At 60.3% G+C, this 19,807-nt stretch carries 18 protein-coding genes and 1 pseudogene; 14 read left to right on the forward strand and 5 right to left on the reverse strand.

Going from position 1 to position 19,807, the window contains the following annotated elements:
* The first annotated feature begins 18 nt into the window (after window positions 1-18).
* From scpB to tesB, 3 genes are all read left to right on the forward strand, one after another.
* Window positions 19-711: an SMC-Scp complex subunit ScpB gene (gene scpB / locus I6L48_RS10760; protein ID WP_043155571.1), complete on the forward strand. Its 693-nt coding sequence runs from the start codon at window positions 19-21 to the stop codon at window positions 709-711.
* Entirely contained in the window at window positions 704-1,627 is a 924-nt protein-coding gene (gene rluB, locus I6L48_RS10765) for a 23S rRNA pseudouridine(2605) synthase RluB (protein WP_039039190.1), read from the forward strand. The genes scpB and rluB overlap by 8 nt, the downstream gene beginning before the upstream one ends.
* Before the next feature lie 249 nt (window positions 1,628-1,876).
* Window positions 1,877-2,740 (forward strand): acyl-CoA thioesterase II, encoded by an 864-nt coding sequence (gene tesB / locus I6L48_RS10770; RefSeq protein ID WP_103260450.1) that lies wholly within the window; start codon window positions 1,877-1,879, stop codon window positions 2,738-2,740.
* A gap of 64 nt (window positions 2,741-2,804) precedes the next feature.
* On the opposite strand, the gene I6L48_RS10775 is transcribed toward tesB, so the two are convergent.
* From I6L48_RS10775 to I6L48_RS10785, 3 genes are all read right to left on the reverse strand, one after another.
* Window positions 2,805-3,980: a dicarboxylate/amino acid:cation symporter gene (locus tag I6L48_RS10775; protein WP_042014198.1), complete on the reverse strand. Its 1,176-nt coding sequence runs from the start codon at window positions 3,978-3,980 to the stop codon at window positions 2,805-2,807.
* Between the two features lie 168 nt (window positions 3,981-4,148).
* Window positions 4,149-4,712, reverse strand: coding sequence for a bifunctional 2-polyprenyl-6-hydroxyphenol methylase/3-demethylubiquinol 3-O-methyltransferase UbiG (locus I6L48_RS10780; protein WP_223918245.1), 564 nt, complete (start codon window positions 4,710-4,712; stop codon window positions 4,149-4,151).
* 90 nt (window positions 4,713-4,802) lie between these two features.
* Window positions 4,803-5,438: a TetR family transcriptional regulator gene (locus I6L48_RS10785; RefSeq protein WP_041213205.1), complete on the reverse strand. Its 636-nt coding sequence runs from the start codon at window positions 5,436-5,438 to the stop codon at window positions 4,803-4,805.
* Window positions 5,439-5,592: 154 nt separating this feature from the next.
* Here I6L48_RS10785 and I6L48_RS10790 point away from each other — a divergent pair, with 154 nt between their 5' ends.
* From I6L48_RS10790 to I6L48_RS10840, 11 genes and pseudogenes are all read left to right on the forward strand, one after another.
* On the forward strand, window positions 5,593-6,774 hold the full coding sequence (locus I6L48_RS10790; protein ID WP_010673710.1) for an efflux RND transporter periplasmic adaptor subunit: 1,182 nt from the start codon (window positions 5,593-5,595) through the stop codon (window positions 6,772-6,774).
* A gap of 17 nt (window positions 6,775-6,791) precedes the next feature.
* A complete protein-coding gene (locus I6L48_RS10795; protein WP_216987184.1) occupies window positions 6,792-9,941 on the forward strand; it encodes an efflux RND transporter permease subunit in 3,150 nt (1,049 codons plus the stop codon).
* Window positions 9,934-11,349, forward strand: a complete 1,416-nt coding sequence (locus tag I6L48_RS10800) for an efflux transporter outer membrane subunit (protein ID WP_216987185.1) — start codon at window positions 9,934-9,936, stop codon at window positions 11,347-11,349. Before I6L48_RS10795 ends, I6L48_RS10800 begins: the two co-directional genes overlap by 8 nt.
* A 204-nt stretch (window positions 11,350-11,553) precedes the next feature.
* Window positions 11,554-12,556: pseudogene (locus I6L48_RS10805) on the forward strand (IS481 family transposase).
* Window positions 12,557-12,575: 19 nt separating this feature from the next.
* Window positions 12,576-13,726 (forward strand): IS3 family transposase gene (locus tag I6L48_RS10810; RefSeq protein WP_111736006.1). Its coding sequence is split into 2 segments (ribosomal slippage): window positions 12,576-12,813 and window positions 12,813-13,726, totalling 1,152 coding nucleotides; the frame shifts between segments, so codons are not numbered across the junction.
* Window positions 13,727-13,860: 134 nt separating this feature from the next.
* Entirely contained in the window at window positions 13,861-14,424 is a 564-nt protein-coding gene (locus I6L48_RS10815; protein ID WP_216987186.1) for a lecithin retinol acyltransferase family protein, read from the forward strand.
* A gap of 36 nt (window positions 14,425-14,460) precedes the next feature.
* The gene (locus tag I6L48_RS10820; protein WP_216987187.1) at window positions 14,461-14,886 is read left to right on the forward strand and encodes a DUF2787 family protein; all 426 of its coding nucleotides are present in this window, start codon (window positions 14,461-14,463) and stop codon (window positions 14,884-14,886) included.
* Window positions 14,887-14,896: 10 nt separating this feature from the next.
* Window positions 14,897-15,307, forward strand: a complete 411-nt coding sequence (locus I6L48_RS10825; protein WP_216987188.1) for a hypothetical protein — start codon at window positions 14,897-14,899, stop codon at window positions 15,305-15,307.
* A 312-nt stretch (window positions 15,308-15,619) separates the two neighbouring features.
* Complete coding sequence (gene radC, locus I6L48_RS10830; protein ID WP_010673722.1) at window positions 15,620-16,117, forward strand: DNA repair protein RadC; 498 nt, start codon at window positions 15,620-15,622, stop codon at window positions 16,115-16,117.
* 58 nt (window positions 16,118-16,175) lie between these two features.
* Window positions 16,176-16,538, forward strand: a complete 363-nt coding sequence (locus I6L48_RS10835; protein ID WP_053288301.1) for a hypothetical protein — start codon at window positions 16,176-16,178, stop codon at window positions 16,536-16,538.
* 467 nt (window positions 16,539-17,005) lie between these two features.
* The gene (locus I6L48_RS10840; protein ID WP_216987189.1) at window positions 17,006-17,548 is read left to right on the forward strand and encodes a hypothetical protein; all 543 of its coding nucleotides are present in this window, start codon (window positions 17,006-17,008) and stop codon (window positions 17,546-17,548) included.
* Between the two features lie 215 nt (window positions 17,549-17,763).
* Here the strand turns inward: I6L48_RS10840 and I6L48_RS10845 are convergent, their stop codons facing one another.
* Together I6L48_RS10845 and I6L48_RS10850 are read right to left on the reverse strand one after the other, a co-directional pair.
* Window positions 17,764-18,789, reverse strand: coding sequence for a methionine synthase (locus I6L48_RS10845; RefSeq protein ID WP_182975915.1), 1,026 nt, complete (start codon window positions 18,787-18,789; stop codon window positions 17,764-17,766).
* 32 nt (window positions 18,790-18,821) lie between these two features.
* Window positions 18,822-19,802, reverse strand: a complete 981-nt coding sequence (locus tag I6L48_RS10850; protein ID WP_039041232.1) for a DUF1852 domain-containing protein — start codon at window positions 19,800-19,802, stop codon at window positions 18,822-18,824.
* Between the last annotated feature and the right edge of the window lie 5 nt (window positions 19,803-19,807).

A 19,807-nucleotide genomic window follows, 5' to 3' on the forward strand; every position in this document is an offset into this window, starting at 1 on the left:
GGACCCGGGAGGTCCACCGTGGCGCTGCCTGCTGAACGATTGAAGACCCTGATCGAGGCGGCGATCTTCGTGGCGGGGCGTCCCCTCACGGTGAGCGAAATCAAGGGCAGCGTGCTCTCGGACTACCCGGTCACCGGCCGCTATGTCCAGCTGCTGCTGGCAGAGCTCAGACAGGATTACAGCGAGCGGGGGGTCGAGCTCAAAGAGGTGGCCTCCGGCTGGCGTTTCCAGGCCCGCCAGGAGTATGCCGAGGAGCTGTCGCGCCTGTGGAGCGAGCGGGCTCCCCGTTATTCTCGCGCCGTGATGGAGACGCTGACGCTGATTGCCTATCGTCAGCCCATCACCCGGGCGGAGATAGAAGCCATCCGCGGGGTGGCGGTGTCGAGCCAGATCGTCAACACCCTCAAGGAGCGTGGCTGGGTGCGCAGCATCGGCCACAAGGAGGTGGCGGGTCGCCCCGAGCTGCTCGCCACCACCCGTGAATTTCTGGACTATTTCAACCTGCAGAGTCTGGAGCAGCTCCCCGAGCTGGATCCCGAGCTGCAGGCCCCCTTGTCGCTCATGCCGGGCGAGGGCGGTGACGGTCAGCCTCTGGCAGGCCGTGCTGAGCATGAACATGGTGGGGAGGCCAACGGGGCCGTCCCACAAGAGCCAAGGTTGTCCGCGATGTCGGCGGGCAGCGATCAACAATCAGGTAAACCCGATGAGTGAAAAACTGCAAAAAGTATTGGCCCGCGCGGGTCAAGGCTCCCGTCGTGAGATGGAGGCCCTGATCACCGCAGGTCGGGTCAGCGTGGATGGCAAGGTCGCCACGCTGGGGGATCGCGTCGAAGTGAACGCCGTGATCCGGGTGGATGGCCACCAGGTCAAGACCCGCGCCGCAGAGGAAGTGATCTGCCGCGTGCTGGCCTACCACAAGCCCGAAGGGGAGATGTGCACCCGCCACGATCCGGAAGGACGTCCCACCGTGTTTGATCGTCTGCCCAAGATGGATGGCGCCCGCTGGATTGCGGTGGGTCGTCTCGACGTCAACACCTCCGGTCTCTTGCTGTTCACCACCGACGGCGAGCTGGCGAACCGCCTGATGCACCCGAGCCACGAAGTGGAGCGGGAATACGCGGTGCGGGTCTTTGGCGAGATCACCGAAGCCATGCTGCAGCGCCTGCGCAAGGGCGTGCAGCTGGAAGACGGCATGGCCAAGTTCAACAAGATCAAGCCGGCCGGCGGTGAAGGGCTGAACCAGTGGTTCAACGTCACCCTGACCGAGGGCCGCAACCGGGAAGTGCGCCGCCTGTGGGAATCCCAGGAAGTGCAGGTGAGCCGCCTGATGCGTATCCGCTACGGCGACGTCAAGCTGGATCGCGGCATCCCCCGCGGCGGCTGGCAGGAGCTGAAACTCCCCGAGGTGAACTACCTGCGCGGCCTGGTCAACCTGCCCAACGAGACCGAATCCAAGGTCGATCTGCAGCAGGATGGCAAGAGCACCCGCCACAAGCAGGCCGCCCAGATCCGTCGCGCCGTGAAGCGCCACAAGGAGATGCAGGGCAAGGAGCCGCGCGCCCGTGCCACCACCGCCCGTCGCAAGCCGACCTCCTCCACCCGCAATTCCGGCACCGGCAGCAAGTAAGCCGCCGCCACGGGCCGCTCGCCCCGGATACGCACAAGCCCGCACTCCAAGGTGCGGGCTTTTTTGTGTTCCGGACATGTTCCCGGCCTGGTACGACAAAGAGGGCGGCGCAGGGGGCTTTTTCATTCCTTTTGCTAATGCATTTTTGTTTTCATCAATTTCTCTTTCTTTTTTCGACCCTGCCGAGGGAGCTGTTGCCCTGCCGGGACGGGATTGTTAGCCTTTCGCGCACAAAGACAGGAGAAACCAATGAGCAAGGTACTGGATGAGCTGCTGGCGTTGCTGGCGCTCGAAAAGATCGAGGAGGGCCTGTTTCGGGGCCAGAGCCAGGATCTCGGGTTGCGATCCGTGTTTGGCGGACAGGTGATGGGGCAGGCCTTGTCAGCCGCCAAGCAGACGGTGGCAAGCGACCGCCAGGTCCACAGTTTCCACTCCTACTTCCTGCGCCCCGGGGATGCCAACAAGCCCATCGTCTACGACGTGGAGAACATCCGCGACGGCCAGACAGTCTCCACCCGCCGGGTCAAGGCCATCCAGAATGGCAAGCCCATCTTCTACCTCAACGCCTCCTTCCAGGTGGAGGCCGAGGGCTTCGAGCATCAGACGAAGATGCCGGCCGGCATCACGCCCCCCGAGCAGCTCAAGAGCGAGCTGGAGCTGGTGCGTCCCTACGAGCAGATGATCCCGGCGGCCCTGCGGGACAAGATCCTGTGCGAGAAGCCCATCGAAATTCGCCCCGTGACCCTGGTGGACCCCATCCGCCCGGATGTTCACGAGCCCCTTCGCTACACCTGGTTCAAGGCCAATGGCCCGGTGCCGGACGATCAGCGGGTCCACAACTACCTGCTGGCCTATGCCTCCGACTTCCACTTCCTGTTCGCCGCCCTGCAGCCCCACGGGGTCTCCTACTGGGAGCCGGACATGCAGGTGGCCACCATCGATCACTCCATGTGGTTCCACCGGGAGTTCCGGCTGGACGACTGGCTGCTCTACGTGGTGGACAGCCCGAGCGCCAGCGGCGGTCGGGGTCTGGTGCGCGGCCAGTTCTTCACCCGGGATGGGGTATTGGTGGCGAGCACCATGCAGGAAGGGGTGATCCGTCGCCGGGGCTGAGACGCCCTCTTGCGCCAACGAAAAACGGGAGCCGATGGCTCCCGTTTTTTTATTGCCTGCGCTATCAGGCTGCGTCCTGCTCGGTGCTGAGTGCTGGCTCGCCCCGGGCGAAGCGGTCGGCCCACAGGGCGATGACGCCATCACCGGTGACGTTGCAGGCGGTGCCGAAGCTGTCCTGGGCCAGGTAGAGGGCGATCATCAGGGCGATGGAGGCCTCACCGAAGCCGAGCATGGAAGTGAGCAGGCCGAGCGCGGACATGACACCGCCACCCGGTGCGCCCGGCGCGGCAATCATGATGACGCCCAGCATCATGATGAAGGGCACCATGGTGCCGTAGCCCGGAATGGCCAGGTGTTCGGAGAGGAACATCACCGCCGTGGCGCAGGTCACCAGGGTGATGGTGGAGCCGCACAGGTGGATGGTGGCGCACAGGGGCACGGTGAAGTTGGCGATGCCGTCGCTCACGCCGTTGCGCTTGCTGGCTTGCAGGGCCACCGGAATGGTGGCGGCGCTGGACATGGTGCCAAGGGCGGTGAAGTAGGCGGGCAGCATGTTCTTGATGAGCATGACGGGGGAGCGCCCCTGGGCGAGGCCGGTGCCGACGAACAGGACGCAGAGCCAGATCCAGTGCATGACGATGGCCATCACCAGCACTACCCCGAAGGTCTTGAGGGTGGCGAAGACGGTGCCTTCCACCGTCATCTCGACGAAGACGCCGGCGATGTAGAAGGGGAGCAGGGGAATGATCACGCGTGCCAGCAGGCGGTCGATGATGTCACGGCCCTGATCGGCGACCCGGCGCAGGTCGGTGGCCTGGGTGGCGCTGATGCCGATGCCGAACACGAAGGCGGCGGCCAGGGCCGACATCACCCCGAACAGGGGCGGGATCTCGAGATTGATGTAGGAAGCGAGCTTGGTGGCAGCCTCGGCGGTGGGCTCGGCGGCCGTGGTCAGGTGCGGGATCAGGTGGCTCGCCACGGTGAAGGCGAACAGGCCCGCCAGTATGGTGGAGCAGTAGGAGAGCCCCACCGTCTTGCCCAGCAGCTTGCCGGAGTTCTTCGGCAGGCTGGCGATGCCGCTCATGATGAAAAAGAGGATGATGAGCGGGATGGTGAAGGTGATGAGCTGGCCTATCACCGTCTTGGCGGTGAACAGCACGCGGGCGACCCATTCGGGGGCATAGAGACCGAGCAGCAGGCCGGCGAGGATACCGGCAACCAGATTGAGAACGAGTTTCATGGGGGAATCCAGGTGTTGGTGTCTGATTTGTTATTTAATTTTGAATTTAATGCCGCTTTTTAACACAAACGCCGCATCTTGTCTGCTTTGTGGTGGTTAACTTAGGGTTAAATATTGTTAACGGGCTGAATGCCGTGAGGTGTCACTGTCCCCGGGGGCTTTCGCGGATCAGCGCCGCACCAGCAAGGCGTGCAGCCAGGGGCCGTTCACCTCATCTTCCCCCACCCAGCCATGGTGCAGGGTGAAGGGGAGGGGAGCGATCAGGCGTCGCAGCCCCGCCTCGTCGAGCCGGGTCTGCAGGGGATATTCCCCCGACCGTGGCAGCGGTTCGCCCTCCCCGTGGGGGAAGGAGGCGTAGAGGGGGCCCCCGGCCTTGAGCAGGGTGGCCAGATGACCGAGCGCCGGGGCTATCTCGTGTTCGGGCAGACAGGGGAGGGAGCCGCTGGCCCAGATGCCGTCATAGGGAACGACGCTTTGCATCTGCTCGAAGCGGCAGACCCGCACCGGCTGGCCACACAGGCGCGAGGCGGCGGCGGCCTGCGCCCGGCTCGCATCGAAGGCGGTCACGGTGAGGTCTTGCTGGCGAAAGAGGCGCAGATCCTCTCCTGCCCCGCAACCGGCCTCCAGCAGATGACGGCCGCTGCCCAGCAGGGCCAGGAAGAGGGCATGGGCGCCTGCCACGAGGGCGGGGCGAGGGGCGGCGTCGTGCGCCGGCGCGGGGGCGTGTGGCAAGGGTGTCGGGCTCATCGTGGTGGGGGGCGTTACTCTAGCAGGTTTGCCCCCGGCTGTTGAGCATTGGCGGGGGCGGCGCGTCTTGCAGACTCAGGGGTGGCGGCGAAGGGTGGGGCTCGCGATGAGGGTGAACAGGGTATCGAGGAGAAAGTCCGACTCCTCAATCAGATCGATGCGATCCGGGAAGTGCAGCCAGTTGATGATGTAGCCGTCCAGGGTGCAGTGGAGCAGGGTGGCGGCGCGGCGCAGATCCAGCCCCTCGGGCAGTTGGCCGCGACGCACGGCATTGGCCAGGGTGATCTCCAGATCCCGGAAGAAATTCATGGATTGCAGGTGCATGTGCTCGCGCATGACGGCGGCCTCTCCCTCCATGGATTCCAGATTGAACATGATGGTGAACATCTGCTGGTGGGCGGGCTCGGTGCTGATCTTGAGCATCACCTCCTTGAGAAAGCTGCGCAGCTTGCCCAGGGGATCCGCCTCCGCCTCGTCGACGCAGGCATCGAGCTGGTGGGAGAGGGGGGCACACAGCTCCTCCCACAGGGTGACGAACAGCTCTTCTTTATTCTTGAAGTGCCAGTAGATGGCGCCCCGGGTGAGGTCCGTCGCCTTGGCGATATCGGTCAGGCTGGTGCGTGCCAGCCCCTGTTGGCAGAAGAGATCCAGGGCCGTGCTCATGATGTTGCAGCGGGTTTGCTGCGCCTCTTCTTTGGTGCGTCTGGCCATTGACTCCGGTCCTGTTTAAAAGTGAAAAAAGTTTCTTACATACATTCATGAATGTATGTATATTGCCTCATCTTCGCCGTTTTACCAACAGGGGCCTTATAAACCCTGTGGTTTTGTCACTTCTTTTTGATTGAAACAGAGGTTCAGAGTCTTGATGCATAAACATATTCTCGCACGTTCGGTCGGCCTTGCCTTGCTGGCAAGCGGCCTGCTGGCTGGCTGTGGTGACAAGGACGGGGCCCAGCAGGCCATGGGGGAGATGCCTCCCGCCGCCGTGGACGTGGTCACCCTCCATACGGCCCCCCTGCAACTGTTGTCCGAGCTTACCGGCCGCACCGCCCCCCTGCGGGTGGCCGAGGTGCGTCCCCAGGTGAACGGCATCATCCTCAAGCGCCTGTTCACCGAGGGGAGCGACGTCAAGGCCGGTCAACTGCTCTATCAGATTGATCCCGCCGTCTATCAGGCCGAAGTGGCTTCCGCCAAGGCCAACCTCGCCAAGGCCGAGGCCAACGAGCGCAGCGCCCGCCTCAAGGCCCAGCGCTACGCCGAGCTGGTGAAGGTGAAAGCCATCAGCAGCCAGGAGTATGACGACGCCGACGCGGCCTGGAAACAGCAGCTGGCCGAGATCGGGGCCGCCAAGGCCGCATTGCAGACCGCCAACATCAACCTGGCCTACACCCGCATCACTGCCCCCATCAGCGGCCGCATCGGCAAGTCGGCGGTGACCGAGGGTGCCCTGGTGACCGCCCAGCAGGCGGACAGCCTCACCTCCATCTCCCAGCTCGATCCCATGTACGTGGACGTGCGCCAGTCCACCGCCGACCTGCTGCGCCTCAAGCGCCTGGTGGCCGAGGGCAAGCTGACCCAGGGGGAAAAGGACGGGGCCGGTGTCAGCTTCCAGCTGGAAGATGGCAGCCAGTATGGCGAGAAAGGGGCCCTCCAGTTCTCCGACGTGACCGTGGACGAGGCGACCGGCATGGTGACCCTGCGGGTGATCGTGCCCAACCCGGATCAACTGCTGCTGCCCGGCATGTTCATGCGCGCCACCTTGCAGGAGGGCGAGCGCCCGCAAGGCCTGCTGGTGCCCCAGACTGCCGTGACCCGCACCCCCAAGGGCGGTGCCACCGTCATGGTGGTGACGGCGGACAACAAGGTGGAACTGCGTGAAGTGCAGGTCGGCCGCATGTCCGGCGACAGCTGGGTGGTGGAGTCCGGTCTCAAGGCTGGCGAGAAGGTGATCGTCGCCGGTCTGCAGAAAGTCAAACCCGGGGTCGTGGTGGCGCCCACTGAACGTGCCGGCAACAGCGCACAACAGACCCCGGCAACCAAGCAGTAGGATGGAGTAGTCGCCTCATGGCACGTTTTTTCATAGATAGACCCATTTTCGCCTGGGTGATCGCCCTGGTGATCATGCTGGCCGGGGCCATGGCCATCATCGGCCTGCCGGTGGCCCAGTACCCGACCATCGCCCCGCCGGCGGTTGGCATCTCCGCCAGCTACCCGGGGGCCTCCGCCAAGACGGTGGAAGACTCGGTGACCCAGATCATCGAGCAGAACATGACCGGGCTGGATCACCTGCTCTACATGTCGGCGCAATCCGACTCGTCAGGGAACGTCAGCGTGACCCTCACCTTCAAGCCGGGTACGGATCCCGACATCGCCCAGGTGCAGGTGCAAAACAAGCTGCAACAGGCCATGTCGCTCCTGCCCCAAGAGGTGCAGCAACAGGGCGTGCGGGTCCAGAAGACCTCCAGCAGCTTCCTGATGGTGGCCGCCTTCATCTCCACCGACGGGTCCATGACCAACGATGACCTGGCGGATTACGTGGTGGCCAACATCAAGGAGCCCCTGAGCCGGCTGGATGGTGTGGGTGACATCACCTTGTTCGGCAGCCAGTACTCCATGCGTGTCTGGCTGGATCCTCACAAGCTCAATCGGGTGCAGATGACCCCGGGAGACGTGCAGGCCGCCATCAAGGCCCAGAACGCCCAGGTTGCCTTCGGCAAGCTGGGGGGCACCCCTGCGGTGAGCGATCAGCAATTCACCGCCACCATCATGGGCCAGACCCGTCTCTCCACCGTGGAGGAGTTCAACAACATTCTGCTGCGGGTGAACCAGGATGGCTCCAAGGTGCTGCTCAAGGACGTGGCACGGGTCGAGCTCGCCGGCGAAAGCTACGATGCCTCCGCGCTCTACAACGGCCAGGCCACGGCGGCGGTAGCCATCAAGCTGGCAACCGGTGCCAACGCCCTGGACACCGCCGAGCATGTCCGGACCAAGCTGGGTGAGCTCTCCGACTACTTCCCGGCCAACATGGAGATCGTCTACCCCTACGACACCACGCCCTTCGTGAAGATCTCCATCGAGGAGGTGGTGCAGACGCTGATCGAGGCGATCTTCCTGGTGTTCTGCGTCATGTATCTGTTCCTGCAGAACTTCCGGGCGACCCTGATCCCGACCATAGCGGTGCCCGTGGTGCTGCTCGGTACCTTTGGTGTCATGGCGGCCTTCGGCTTCTCCATCAACACCCTGACCATGTTCGGTCTGGTGCTCGCCATCGGCCTGCTGGTGGATGACGCCATCGTAGTGGTGGAGAACGTGGAGCGGCTGATGAGCGAGGAGGGGCTCTCCCCGCTTGAAGCGACCCGCAAGTCCATGACCCAGATCACCGGCGCCCTGGTGGGCATCGCCCTGGTGCTGTCTGCCGTGTTCGTGCCCATGGCCTTCTTCGGCGGCTCGACCGGCGCCATCTATCGCCAGTTCTCCCTCACCATCGTCTCGGCCATGGTGCTCTCTGTGCTGGTGGCCCTGATCCTGACCCCGGCGCTCTGTGCCACCCTGCTCAAACCCATGAAACACGGGGAGTTCGGTGCCCAGCGCGGCTTCTTCGGCTGGTTCAACCGCTTCTTCGACACCAATGCCAACCGTTACCAGAACGGCGTGCGCAAGGTGATCAAGCAGGGGACCCGTTACAGCATCATCTACCTGGCCATGCTGGCGGTGCTGGCGGTGCTCTTCATGCGCCTGCCCACCTCCTTCCTGCCGGAAGAGGATCAGGGGGTCATCATGTCCATGGTGCAGCTGCCGGTGGGGGCCACCAAGGAGCGTACCGAGGTGGTGCTGGCCGACATGCGCGACTACTTCCTCGAGAACGAGAAGGACAACGTCGATTCGGTGCTGACGGTGGCGGGCTTCAGCTTCGCCGGTAGCGGCCAGAACAGCGGCATGGCCTTCATCAAGTTGAAGGACTGGAGCGAGCGTCAAGGGGAGGAGCGCAGCGCCAACGCCATCATAGGCCGCGCCATGGGCTATCTGTTCAGCATCAAGGAGGCGCAGGTGTTCGCCTTCAACCTGCCTCCCATCCCGGAACTCGGCACGGCCACCGGCTTCGACTTCTTCCTGCAGGACCGCGGTGGTCTGGGGCACGAGAAGCTGATGCAGGCCCGTAACCAGCTGCTCGGCATGGCGGCGCAGGATCCCAACCTGGTGCGGGTACGCCCGAACGGGATGGAAGACACCCCCCAGCTCGACATCAAGATAGATTACGAGAAGGCGCTGGCCCAGGGGCTCTCCATCAGCGACATCAACAACACCCTGTCGGCGGCCTGGGGCTCCTCCTATGTGAACGACTTCGTCGACAGAGGCCGGGTCAAGAAGGTCTATCTGCAGGCGGATGCCCCCTTCCGGATGAACCCGGAGGATCTGAAGCTCTGGTACGTGCGCAACAGCGCGGGCCAGATGGTGCCCTTCTCCGCCTTCGCAAGCACCGAGTGGAGCTTCGGCTCGCCCCGTCTTGAGCGTTACAACGGCGTCTCCGCCATGGAGATAGTCGGTGAAGCGGCGCCGGGCAAGAGTACCGGTGACGCCATGGCTGCCATAGAGCAGATGGTGAAGCAGCTGCCGGAAGGCATCGGCATCGAGTGGACAGGGCTCTCCTTCCAGGAGCGTCAGGCAGGCTCCCAGGCGCCGGCGCTCTACGCCATCTCACTGCTGGTGGTCTTCCTCTGTCTGGCGGCCCTCTACGAGAGCTGGAGCATTCCGTTCTCTGTCATGCTGGTGGTGCCGCTCGGGGTACTGGGCGCCATTTTGGCGGCCACCCTGCGGGGCCTGGAGAATGACGTCTACTTCCAGGTGGGCCTGCTCACCACTATCGGGCTCTCGGCCAAGAACGCCATCCTCATCGTGGAGTTCGCCAAGGAGCTCCACGACAAGGGGATGAAGCTCGGCGATGCGGTGGTGGAAGCCTCCCGCCAGCGTCTGCGTCCGATCCTGATGACCTCCCTCGCCTTCATCCTCGGCGTCTTGCCGCTGGTGATAAGCACTGGTGCCGGCGCCAGCAGCCGCAACGCCATCGGCACCGGCGTCATGGGGGGGATGATCACGGCCACAGTGCTCGCCATCTTCTTCGTGCCGCTCTTCTTCGTGCTGGTGATGCGTTACTTCACCAAGCAGAGTTCAGCCGAGGAGCGCGCCGCGCTGACCAAGGAGACCCAACATGACTAAGACCCTGGTCGCCCTGAGTGTGACGCTGCTGCTGGGGGCCTGCTCCATGGCCCCCGACTACCAGCGCCCCGAGCTGCCCCAAGGCGCCTCCTGGCAAGCTGACCTGGCCGCCAAGGGGGAACTTGCCCCCTGGCGCCAGCAGTTCCAGGACCCGGCCCTGCAGACGCTGATCGGCACCGCCCTTGAGAGCAACCGGGATCTGCGCCTGGCAGCCCTCAACGTCGAGGCCTACGAGACGAAATACCGTATCCAGCGGGCGGCCCAGTTGCCGACCCTGGCCGCCAGTGGCAGCGGTACCCGCCAGCAGGGATCCGATGATCTCAGTAGTACGGGGCAGGGCACCATCAGCAGCCAGTATGGCGCCAACATCGGCATCACCGCCTATGAGCTGGATCTGTTTGGCCGGATCCAGAGCCTGAAAGATCAGGCCCTTGAGACCTATCTGGCGCAAATCGAGACCCAGCGCAGCACCCAGATTGCGCTGGTGGCCTCGGTGGCCAATGCCTACTTCACCTTGCTGGCGGATCAGGAGTTGCTGGCCCTGAGCCAGGCGACCCTCGCCACCGAGCAGGAGAGCTATGCCCTGACCGAGCACAAATACCGCCTGGGCGCCGCCTCCGAGATGGAGCTGGCCCAGGGACGCACGGCACTGGAAAACGCCAAGGTCAGCCAGGCGCAATACCAGCGTCTGGTGAAGCAGGACAGAAACGGTCTGGCCCTGCTGCTTGGCACCGATATCCCGGTGCTGGCGGCACAACCGGCTACCCTGGCCGAGGTGAAACTGGCGCCGATCCCGGTGGGGGCTCCCTCCAGCCTGTTGCAGCAACGCCCGGACATCCTGGCGGCGGAACACAACCTGAAGGCGGCCAACGCCAACATAGGGGCGGCCCGCGCCGCGTTCTTCCCGACCATCTCGCTCACCGCGACGGCGGGCACCGCCAGCAACCAGCTGAGTGGTCTGTTTGACGGCGGCACCGGCACTTGGACCTTCATGCCCCAGATCAATCTGCCCATCTTCGACGGCGGCAAGCGCGTTGCGGATCTGGACGTGGCCGAGGTGGGGACCAGGCAGGCGGTGGCCAGCTACGAGAAGAGCATCCAGACCGCCTTCAAGGAGGTCGCGGACACCCTCGGTGCCCAGGCGGACTACGCGCAGCAGTTGCAGGCGCAACAGGCACTGGTGGATGCCAACCAGACCTACTTCAGGCTGGCGGAGGTGCGTTACGAGCAAGGGGTGGACAGCTACCTGACCCGCCTCGATGCCCAGCGCTCCCTGTTCAGCGCCAAGCAGGGGCTCATCAGCACCCGGCTCGCCCAGCTGAGTAACCAGGTCGCCCTCTACAAGGCCGTCGGTGGCGGCTGGCAGGCGCCGAAGGACGCAGAGCCGGCATCAGACCAACAGGATTGACCCCTCGGGGTTGACGTAAAAAGCATCAGGGGCGAACCACTAGGTTCGCCCCGTTTTTTATCTGTCATGTCGAGAAGCCAAATCGAGGTAGGTGACAAAGGTATGAAAGTGCTATTCACCTGACTGTTGTCCACAAGGGAGTGGTCATATGGCTTCAAACCGGATAACAAAACGGTATCCCTACCGTGTTATCTGGAGTCACCGTTGACCTGCAACGAGAAAATAGCACGCTGTAAACTCCGCTTGTTAAAGCTCGCCAAAGATCTCAATAACGTAAGCAAAGCCTGCAAGCTGATCGGCCGAGGGCTTGCTCGACAAACTGCCCGGCTGTAAAGGGCACATCCCAACCGGGTCGCTCCCGAGATTGAACAGGCCATCCTCGATAACTCTCTCACCAATCCAACCCAGTACCCGCTGTGGTCTGCACAAAGACGTGTCTGCAAAGCATCAACGTCAGTGCGGGCGATCTGAGTGGCGTATGACAACTTCACGACCTGCTTTCCAAGCTCGGCCGCTTGTTGTGCCTCGAGAAAACCCATCGGGAGTAGACGATGGAGCTCAATGATGAATAAGTTCGCCTGCTCTAGCGCTTCAGTCCTGAGTTTCGCGAACGCCAGATCGAAGTTAACTACATTGGGGAACTGGTGGCGTGCGATACCTTCATCGTCGGTGTACTCAAGGAGGACAAGGTGTATCTGGAAATCGTGCTGGACGGCTAAAACCGTCATGCCTGGGGACGGCACTATACCGGCAAGTTGCCGGTGACTTCGGTTCATGTGCTCAATGAAACGGTCCTGCCGTTCTTTGAAGCACATGAACCGTGTGTCTATCCCATCTCCTGTCAGATAACTGGCGCGCGTTCTGCGGACGCCCTGACCATCATCCCAACGAGCTGTTCTTGCAACTGGGGGATTGAACTCTGGACTAACACGGTACGCAGGCCACAGAGCAATGACTTTATCGAACGACTGCATCGTACCATGCTGGATGAACACTTCCTTATCAAGAGGCGGACGACCAAGCCGTAAGGTTCCGGAATGAGTCAGTGGGGCAGATTCAGACAGACTTACATCGCTACCTGGAGCGCTGCAACACCCAGCTGTCACATCTGGGTAGGATGTTGGAGGTACATACCTCCTATCGTATGTTCAAGAAGGGGCAAATGAATCGCCCCCAGTTCCCTAGACACCTCACAGCCTTAAAATGAGGCAACTATTGGAGGTGTTATGACCCGTCAGCGTTATCCAGAAACATTCAAAATAGAAGCCGTTAAACAAATCACCGAGCGCGGGCGGCCGGTGGCTGACGTTGCACGTGCCATCGGGGTATCCAGCCACAGCCTGTATGCATGGCTCAAGCAGTACGGTAAGCCTGCTGACCAGCAGATAGAAGAGTCTGCCTTGCAAGCCGAGATCCGCCGCCTGAAAACTGAACTGCGCCAGGTCACCGAGGAGCGCAATATTCTAAAGGAGGCCGCCGCGTACTTTGCCAGCGAGTCAAGGAAAGGTACGCGTTCATAACCTCCCGACTCGACCGGTACAGTGTCGTTACCCTGTGCCAGACCCTGGGGGTTCACCGAAGTGGCTTCTACGCGTGGTTGAAACAGCCCACATCGCCACGACAGCAGGAGGACGAACGACTGACCGGATTGGTCAAGCAATCCTGGCTGGAAAGTGGTGCTGTCTACGGTTATCGCAAGATCCATCGCGACCTTCGTGACGCAGGGGAAGCCTGCGGCAAGCACCGTGTGGCCAAATTAATGAAGCGGGAGGGACTGCGTTCGCAAACGGGCTATCAACGCCGCAAGGGGCATTATGGAGGCAAGAGCACGCAAGCTGCCCCAAACACGCTGGCACGTCAGTTTAAGGTGCCAGCCCCCAACATCACCTGGGTGACTGACATTACCTACATTCGCACTCAAGAAGGGTGGCTGTACCTGGCGGTGGTGCTCGACCTGTTCTCTCGCCAGATCGTCGGCTGGGCGATGAAGTCACGCATGACGGCAGACTTGGCGGTTGATGCGTTATTGATGGCCGTCTGGCGGCGCAAACCCAAGCAGCCGGTACTGGTGCATTCGGATCAGGGCAGCCAGTTTACCGGTGGTGAATGGCAAGACTTTCTGAAGGCCCACAACCTGAGTTGCAGTATGAGCCGACGGGGTAACTGTCACGACAACGCGGTCGCCGAGAGCTTCTTTCAGTTGCTCAAACGGGAGCGGATCAAGCGCAGGATTTACGCGACAAGAGACGAAGCCCGCAGCGATGTGTTTGATTATATCGAGATGTTTTACAACCCAATCAGGCGTCATGGTTCCAATGATGGGCTGTCGCCGGTAGAGTTTGAAAGGCAGTTTATTTTTCAGCAACAAAGTGTCTAGAAAACCAGGTGCGCTTCAACCGATGGATTAGTAAGAGTCCCTCTTTCCTGATCAACAGAACATCTCCCCTAAAGGACACCATGATGGTGTCCTTTTTGTTTATGCCGCTTTTCTTACAAAGACAAGGATTAACCATGCCATTACCACAACCGGGGGACCACCTCGTTTCACCCCGTGCCGGTTACCAGCACCATGGCCTCTACCTGGGGGATTATCAGGTCATCCACTACCAGGGGGTAAGTGCCGGAATACATTCCGGTCAGATAGCCATCACCACGCTTGCCGAGTTTGGCCAGGGGCGGGGTTACCGTATCCAGCACCATCGTTCGCGTGTTTTCAATCGGGAAGAGAGCATCGACCGTGCTTACTCCCGCCTTGGAGAGGCCCACTACAGCACGCTCCTTAACAACTGCGAACACTTCGTGCTTTGGTGCATCGAGGGCTTTCACTACAGCAAGCAGATTAACCAGCTCATTTCCACGGGGTGTATCGCACATCAGGCACTTCGCACAGTGACCCAGAAGCGCCCTCAGGTCGCCCTGTCTGGCATGGCCAGCAGCACGGTACCGACCCTGTCAGCGACTACCGCTGTGACCGCTGCAGTCGGTGCGTTACTGGGTACAACGGCTTCTTCGCTGGCGGGCCCCCTTGCAGCCACCTATGGCCTCTACCGCGCCTGGCGTTGGTTCAGGGATTAACGCTTCTCACATTCGATACAAGAAGGACACATCATTATGATTATGCCATTTCACTTGGCAGGAATGTCTCTGCCGATTTCTCCTAAGCTACCTGGTTTACTGCGCAGCGTTGTGCGAGAGCAACGGCTCGACCTCAACAACCTCTCGACCCTAACCTTCAACTTTCGCAGTCCCGATTACAGTGCCGAAACCGGTGGTGTCCACCCTGTCGAGCTACGGCTTATTCGGGGATTGCACGGCTGGGTCTTCGATTACATCACCGACTTTAGCTATCAGGGGCTCGGCCAGGATGCGGAGCTCTGCAAGGAGCTTGACTTCAACTGCTCCTGTAACGAGCACTATCTGCGGGGCTGGGGACCACTGGACGGCGTGGAAGCACGCGAACTGTTCGCTCTGTGGCAGAGCAATTTCATTGACTACGGCCAGTTGGGGTATTTCACCGTCATCGTGAGTGGGGATTAGGAGGTGTGTGATGACTAAAGAACTGCCGCTGACCCACTACTCGCGCCATTGGTTGGGACTGGTCGCCGCCAAAGCCAAACTGCAGCCGACTCGCCGGGGCGAGCGCTGGTTGCTGCATCTGACTCCTGGTAGCCCGAACGCCCGCACCGTCACCCTGCATCTACGTTGGTCTGGCATGCAGTGGCAACTTCTCTCCCTCACCAATGCTGAGGACTGGCGCACCATGAGCCAGCCGATAGATGAAATATGTGTGGATCCCACGCGCCGCTGTTTCTGGCGTAGCCAGGCAGGGCCCGTCCCGTTCTCTGATCAGCCCCGTGTACTGGGAGACTTTCTGAGCAACCTGCAGCGCACCTGTATCCATCACGGCTATTGCGTGGAGAGTGACCCCTTACCTCAAGAGGAGGTCGATGATGCCTAAAAAACCGATAGCCATTGATCCTGAGGTCATCAATCGGGAGGGAGAGACGCAGGTTGTAAGTGATAGTGGCCTAACCATTCAGTGCTACAGCGTATATCTGTGGTCGTGGAAGCCTGCTGCCTTGCTCTGGCTAGCCTGCTGAACGTGTGTTGGCCCCAGAGTAGCTGATGCCGGCGAAGAGTACGCCAGCGTCGAGAGCCGGAGCTATTCCCAAAGCCACCTGATCTCCCCTAGGTGTGCCCCAATTACCTCTCTTTAACCCCGACATGCTATTTGCGTGTCGGGGTTTTTGTTTATTTGGAGAAACCCATAATGCGTTACCACAAACTCAAGGCTGGGGAATTCCCTGGCACCTATGTCGTTACCGAACCTGTGACCGAGCAAGACCTGCTGCATATGGCCAACCAGGTTGCCCGCAAGCGACTTGCCAAAGGTTCTGCAATCACCTCTCACCAGATGGCAGCTCAACGATTGCAAACCCTGCTTCAAGGACGAGAGCGGGAGACCTTTGCCGTGCTGTTTCTTGATAATCAACATCGCGTTATTGCCCTGGAGGAGTTGTTTCACGGGACCTTGACTGCTGCCAGTGTGCATCCAAGAGAAGTAGTCAAGAGAGCCTTGGCGCTTAACAGTGCAGCTATCCTCTGCTCCCACAATCATCCCTCTGGTTACCCGGAGCCCAGCCTTTCGGATAAGCAAATCACGGACGTCCTGCGCAATGCCCTTGCGCTAGTGGATGTCCGCCTACTTGACCACCTGGTGATTGGCGCCGAAGGGGTCGTCTCCATGGCTGAGCGTGGAATGCTGTAATCCATGTTCCCCCGATTCATCCCTTCTGGGTTTACATCAAACATCAAAGGAGCTCAGTATGATTGAGTTCATCGACAGCTTTAGTCAGGCCGCCGTGGCGGAAGCTATGTGTGTACATCCTGGGCTGGCAAAGCTCATCGCCCAGCAGTTGATGCTGCCAGGTTTCGCCTATGCCCACGATATCGAAGGGCGGCGTATCGGTAATCTGTTGGTCGCGCCCAACCCGGTGCTGTACAAGACCATGCTCTTTGTCAGTCCACGTGACATGCGTGAGCACCTGCCACGAGAGATTAGCTTTGCCCGCTTTCGTTGCCCCTGTAATGCAGCGGGCCAACCGGTCGGCGAGTGGCAACGGGTGATTGTCGGGGCCTACGTCAACCATGGCAGCAATGATGCGCCAGATTGGAGTAGTCACACATGAGCATGACAACGTCCACAGCACCACTAATGGCGCCAGAGCTCACTATTACCATGCTCTGAGCCCATATCGATGAGCGCATCGCGCTGGAGCTGACCCAAAAGATCGACACGTAGTTGGCAGGACAGGTGCGTTCCGGCGTGCTGGCCCTGGATAACTGGGATGGAACAAATCTGGTTCTTCCCCGCATCGTGACCACTGCGCTACAGGAAGCTGCCGTCGAGCGGGTGATTTGGCACCGCCACCAACGCTGCTATCAGTGAGACGTCAACCGCCTCAAGCAATGGTTGTAGGCCGTCAGTCCACATTCGACTGGTCTTGAGAGGATGACAAGAGTCTTCCCTCGATAATTGATGTCACCCCCCAAGAGCCCTTGTGTTCACTTCTGTCACCACCCCTAATACAACCAACCACAACCCCATTCAGCCCCTCACATCGAGGGGCTGTTTGCATTTGAAGGAAGCCCAACCATGCATGACATGAGTGATTACAACACCCTGTCCGCCCGACAGATCACCACTGCCATCGGCCAGCTCAACCACAACACCGCGCCGAAGATAATGAGCCACCTGGCATTACGGGCTAAGCAGCCACTCCCGCTTGGTAATGGCCGCAGCCGAGCCAAGGCCCTCACACTCTTGCGCCGGGTCAAGAAGGCTCTGAAGGTAGGGCGTATCTCGCTTGAGCTCACCGGAACGGGTTGCCACATCGACCGGGGGAGCCATCAGGCTGACCGTTACTACTACGACCGGACGCTGTTGGCCCAGGGCTGGCAGCAATACGACACCGATGAAGACGCTTGGTACTTCGGTATCTGGATTCACACGGAAAAGCTGGAGACGTTTACCTACGCGGAGGGGGATACCAGTCATGTGATTGCACCGAACGTCGAGGCGTTTAGCGCTGAATTGGCGCGGCTCTACCTGTACCACCCTCAGGCACCGGCGTTTATCAGCATCGACCCGCAAGCGGGCGTTGTAACCCGCCACTTTGAACGCAAGCCGGAGGTGTGAAATGAATCGCCCTGGCTTCTTTAGACACCTTGTGTTTCTAATCGCCAGACAGTTTCCTTGCGAATTGGCAATTACATCCTCCAGCCCAAACTGTAATCCCATAGGACTCGTCCCTCTCGAACTCACCACGTAATGTCATCAATAGTATAAAGGTCGCGCCTGCACTGCAGGCGCGACCTTTCACATCCACGGGCCCTATTGGACAGAACCGGTGCTTACTTGGCGGCCAAGCGCTCCTTGGCCAACTTCGTGCCCTCAGCCAAGGCCTGTAGCTTGCGCTGAGCCACGTCACGCGGCATGGGCGCCATGCCGCAGTTCGTGCAGGGGAATAACCGCTCCTTTGGCACGAATTGCAGGGCTTGGCCGATAGCATCAGCAACTTCTTCGGGCGTTTCGACTACGTCTGTGGCCACATCGATCACGCCAACCAGCACATCCTTGCCCTCCAGTAATTTCAGCAGTTCGAGGGGCACGTGCGAGTGCATGCATTCCAAACTCACCTGGTCGATGCTGCTTTTGGCCAGCGCAGGAAACACCGTCTCGTACTGGCGCCATTCATCGCCCAGGGTATTCTTCCAGTCAGTATTGGCCTGGATACCGTAGCCATAGCAGATGTGTACCACTGTCTTACAGTGCAGACCCTGCGCCGCACGCTCGAGCGCCCGAACGCCCCAATCGGCTACGTCCTTCATGTAGACATTGAAGGCTGGCTCGTCGAACTGGATAATGTCCACACCGTCGGCCTGCAGTGCCAGGGCCTCCTGGTTAAGTAATTCGGCGAAAGCAAAGGCCATCTTGGCCTTGTCTCCGTAGAAGCGGTCTGCCACCGTGTCGACGATGGTCATCGGGCCAGGCAGGGTAAACTTCAGCTTCTTCTTGGTGTGCGCTCGAGCCAGTTGGGCCTCGAAGGCATGTACGCGGCCCTTCAGGCGCAAGTCGGAAACCACCTGCGGCACCATTGCATCGTAACGGTTGTCACGGATGCCCATCTTCACTTTGTGCTCGAAGTCAATGCCCTCGACCTGTTCCAGAAAGCCATGCACGAAGTGCTGGCGCGATTGCTCTCCATCGCACACGATATCCAGCCCAGCGTCTTCCTGGGCCTTGATCCATAGCAGAGTTGCGTCGGCTTTGGCCTGCAGGAGTGCATCACCCTTAGCCGCCCATTGGGGCCAGAGCTTGTTGGTTTCAGCTAGCCAGGCCGGTTTGGGCAGGCTACCAGTGATGGAAGTTTCAAACATAATGTGTTCCTTCAAGGCAAATGCCGGTCAGATCAGTACGTGGATTCGGCGACCCATTGTTCAAGGACGTCTTGGTGCGGTTTGATGAAGTACTCTTCAGTGAACTTGCCCTGTTTGACAGCCAACTGGCTTCGTTCCTCTCGGTCATAGACGATTTGCGTCAGCGAGTAGTCCTCGGACTTCAGACTTGGTTGATAGAGCTGTCCTGCCACCGAGTTGGCGTTATAGATCTCGGGGCGGTAGATCCTCTGGAACGTTTCCATCGTGCTGATGGTTCCGATCAGTTCGAGATCGGTATAGTCGCTCAGCAGGTCGCCAAAAAAGTAGAAAGCCAATGGAGCCACGCTCTTGGGCGGCATGAAAAAGCGAACCTGCATCCCCATTTTTGCAAAGTACAGATCGGTCGATGACAGCTCGTTTTGCTGGTACTCAACGCCGAGGATAGGGTGATGATTGGTCGTGCGCTGGTAAGTTTTGCTGGTCGCTGCACTCAGGCAAATGACTGGAAGCTTGCTAAATCGTTCTTGATAGGTGCCGGAGTTGACGAAAAGCTTGAACAGCTTGCCATGCAGCACGCCGAAATCGTCGGGGATGCTGAACTCCGCCCGTGCAGCATTGTACTCAGGCAGCACGACGCTGAAGTCGTAATCGCGAACATACGACGAGAAATTGTTGCCCACGATGCCATCAATGCGCCGGTTCAACTTCGTGTCGATGATGTGGGTCTTCAGGATCTCGATCAGCGGAAACGCAGTGCTGGTCTGCATGCCACTGTACATCTCAACAGAGATGATCTCGAGTTCAACCGCGTAGCGATTACCCGTGGGATTGTCCCAATGCGCCAGGTCATTGAAACGGTTGTTGATCATCTTCAGGGTTTTGCGCAAGTTTTGTTGGCGGCCCTCTCCACGCGCCAGATTGGCGAAATTTGTGGTGAGGCGAGTTCCGTCCAATGGTTGATAGCTTTCATCGAAAGTGATGCTATTGAGGCTGAATGTGAAGTCTTGGCTCATGACGC

This window comes from Aeromonas sp. FDAARGOS 1418 (genome assembly GCF_019048585.1).
Lineage (GTDB): Bacteria > Pseudomonadota > Gammaproteobacteria > Enterobacterales > Aeromonadaceae > Aeromonas > Aeromonas caviae.

Excerpts from the sequence above, each read along its gene's own strand:
- rluB (WP_039039190.1), top strand. The coding sequence starts at position 704 with ATGAGTGAAAAACTGCAAAAAGTATTGGCCCGCGCGGGTCAAGGCTCC.
- tesB (WP_103260450.1), top strand. The coding sequence starts at position 1,877 with ATGAGCAAGGTACTGGATGAGCTGCTGGCGTTGCTGGCGCTCGAAAAG.
- I6L48_RS10775 (WP_042014198.1), bottom strand. The coding sequence starts at position 3,980 with ATGAAACTCGTTCTCAATCTGGTTGCCGGTATCCTCGCCGGCCTGCTG.
- I6L48_RS10785 (WP_041213205.1), bottom strand. The coding sequence starts at position 5,438 with ATGGCCAGACGCACCAAAGAAGAGGCGCAGCAAACCCGCTGCAACATC.
- I6L48_RS10790 (WP_010673710.1), top strand. The coding sequence starts at position 5,593 with ATGCATAAACATATTCTCGCACGTTCGGTCGGCCTTGCCTTGCTGGCA.
- I6L48_RS10795 (WP_216987184.1), top strand. The coding sequence starts at position 6,792 with ATGGCACGTTTTTTCATAGATAGACCCATTTTCGCCTGGGTGATCGCC.
- I6L48_RS10800 (WP_216987185.1), top strand. The coding sequence starts at position 9,934 with ATGACTAAGACCCTGGTCGCCCTGAGTGTGACGCTGCTGCTGGGGGCC.
- I6L48_RS10815 (WP_216987186.1), top strand. The coding sequence starts at position 13,861 with ATGCCATTACCACAACCGGGGGACCACCTCGTTTCACCCCGTGCCGGT.
- I6L48_RS10820 (WP_216987187.1), top strand. The coding sequence starts at position 14,461 with ATGATTATGCCATTTCACTTGGCAGGAATGTCTCTGCCGATTTCTCCT.
- I6L48_RS10825 (WP_216987188.1), top strand. The coding sequence starts at position 14,897 with ATGACTAAAGAACTGCCGCTGACCCACTACTCGCGCCATTGGTTGGGA.
- radC (WP_010673722.1), top strand. The coding sequence starts at position 15,620 with ATGCGTTACCACAAACTCAAGGCTGGGGAATTCCCTGGCACCTATGTC.
- I6L48_RS10835 (WP_053288301.1), top strand. The coding sequence starts at position 16,176 with ATGATTGAGTTCATCGACAGCTTTAGTCAGGCCGCCGTGGCGGAAGCT.
- I6L48_RS10840 (WP_216987189.1), top strand. The coding sequence starts at position 17,006 with ATGCATGACATGAGTGATTACAACACCCTGTCCGCCCGACAGATCACC.
- I6L48_RS10845 (WP_182975915.1), bottom strand. The coding sequence starts at position 18,789 with ATGTTTGAAACTTCCATCACTGGTAGCCTGCCCAAACCGGCCTGGCTA.
- I6L48_RS10850 (WP_039041232.1), bottom strand. The coding sequence starts at position 19,802 with ATGAGCCAAGACTTCACATTCAGCCTCAATAGCATCACTTTCGATGAA.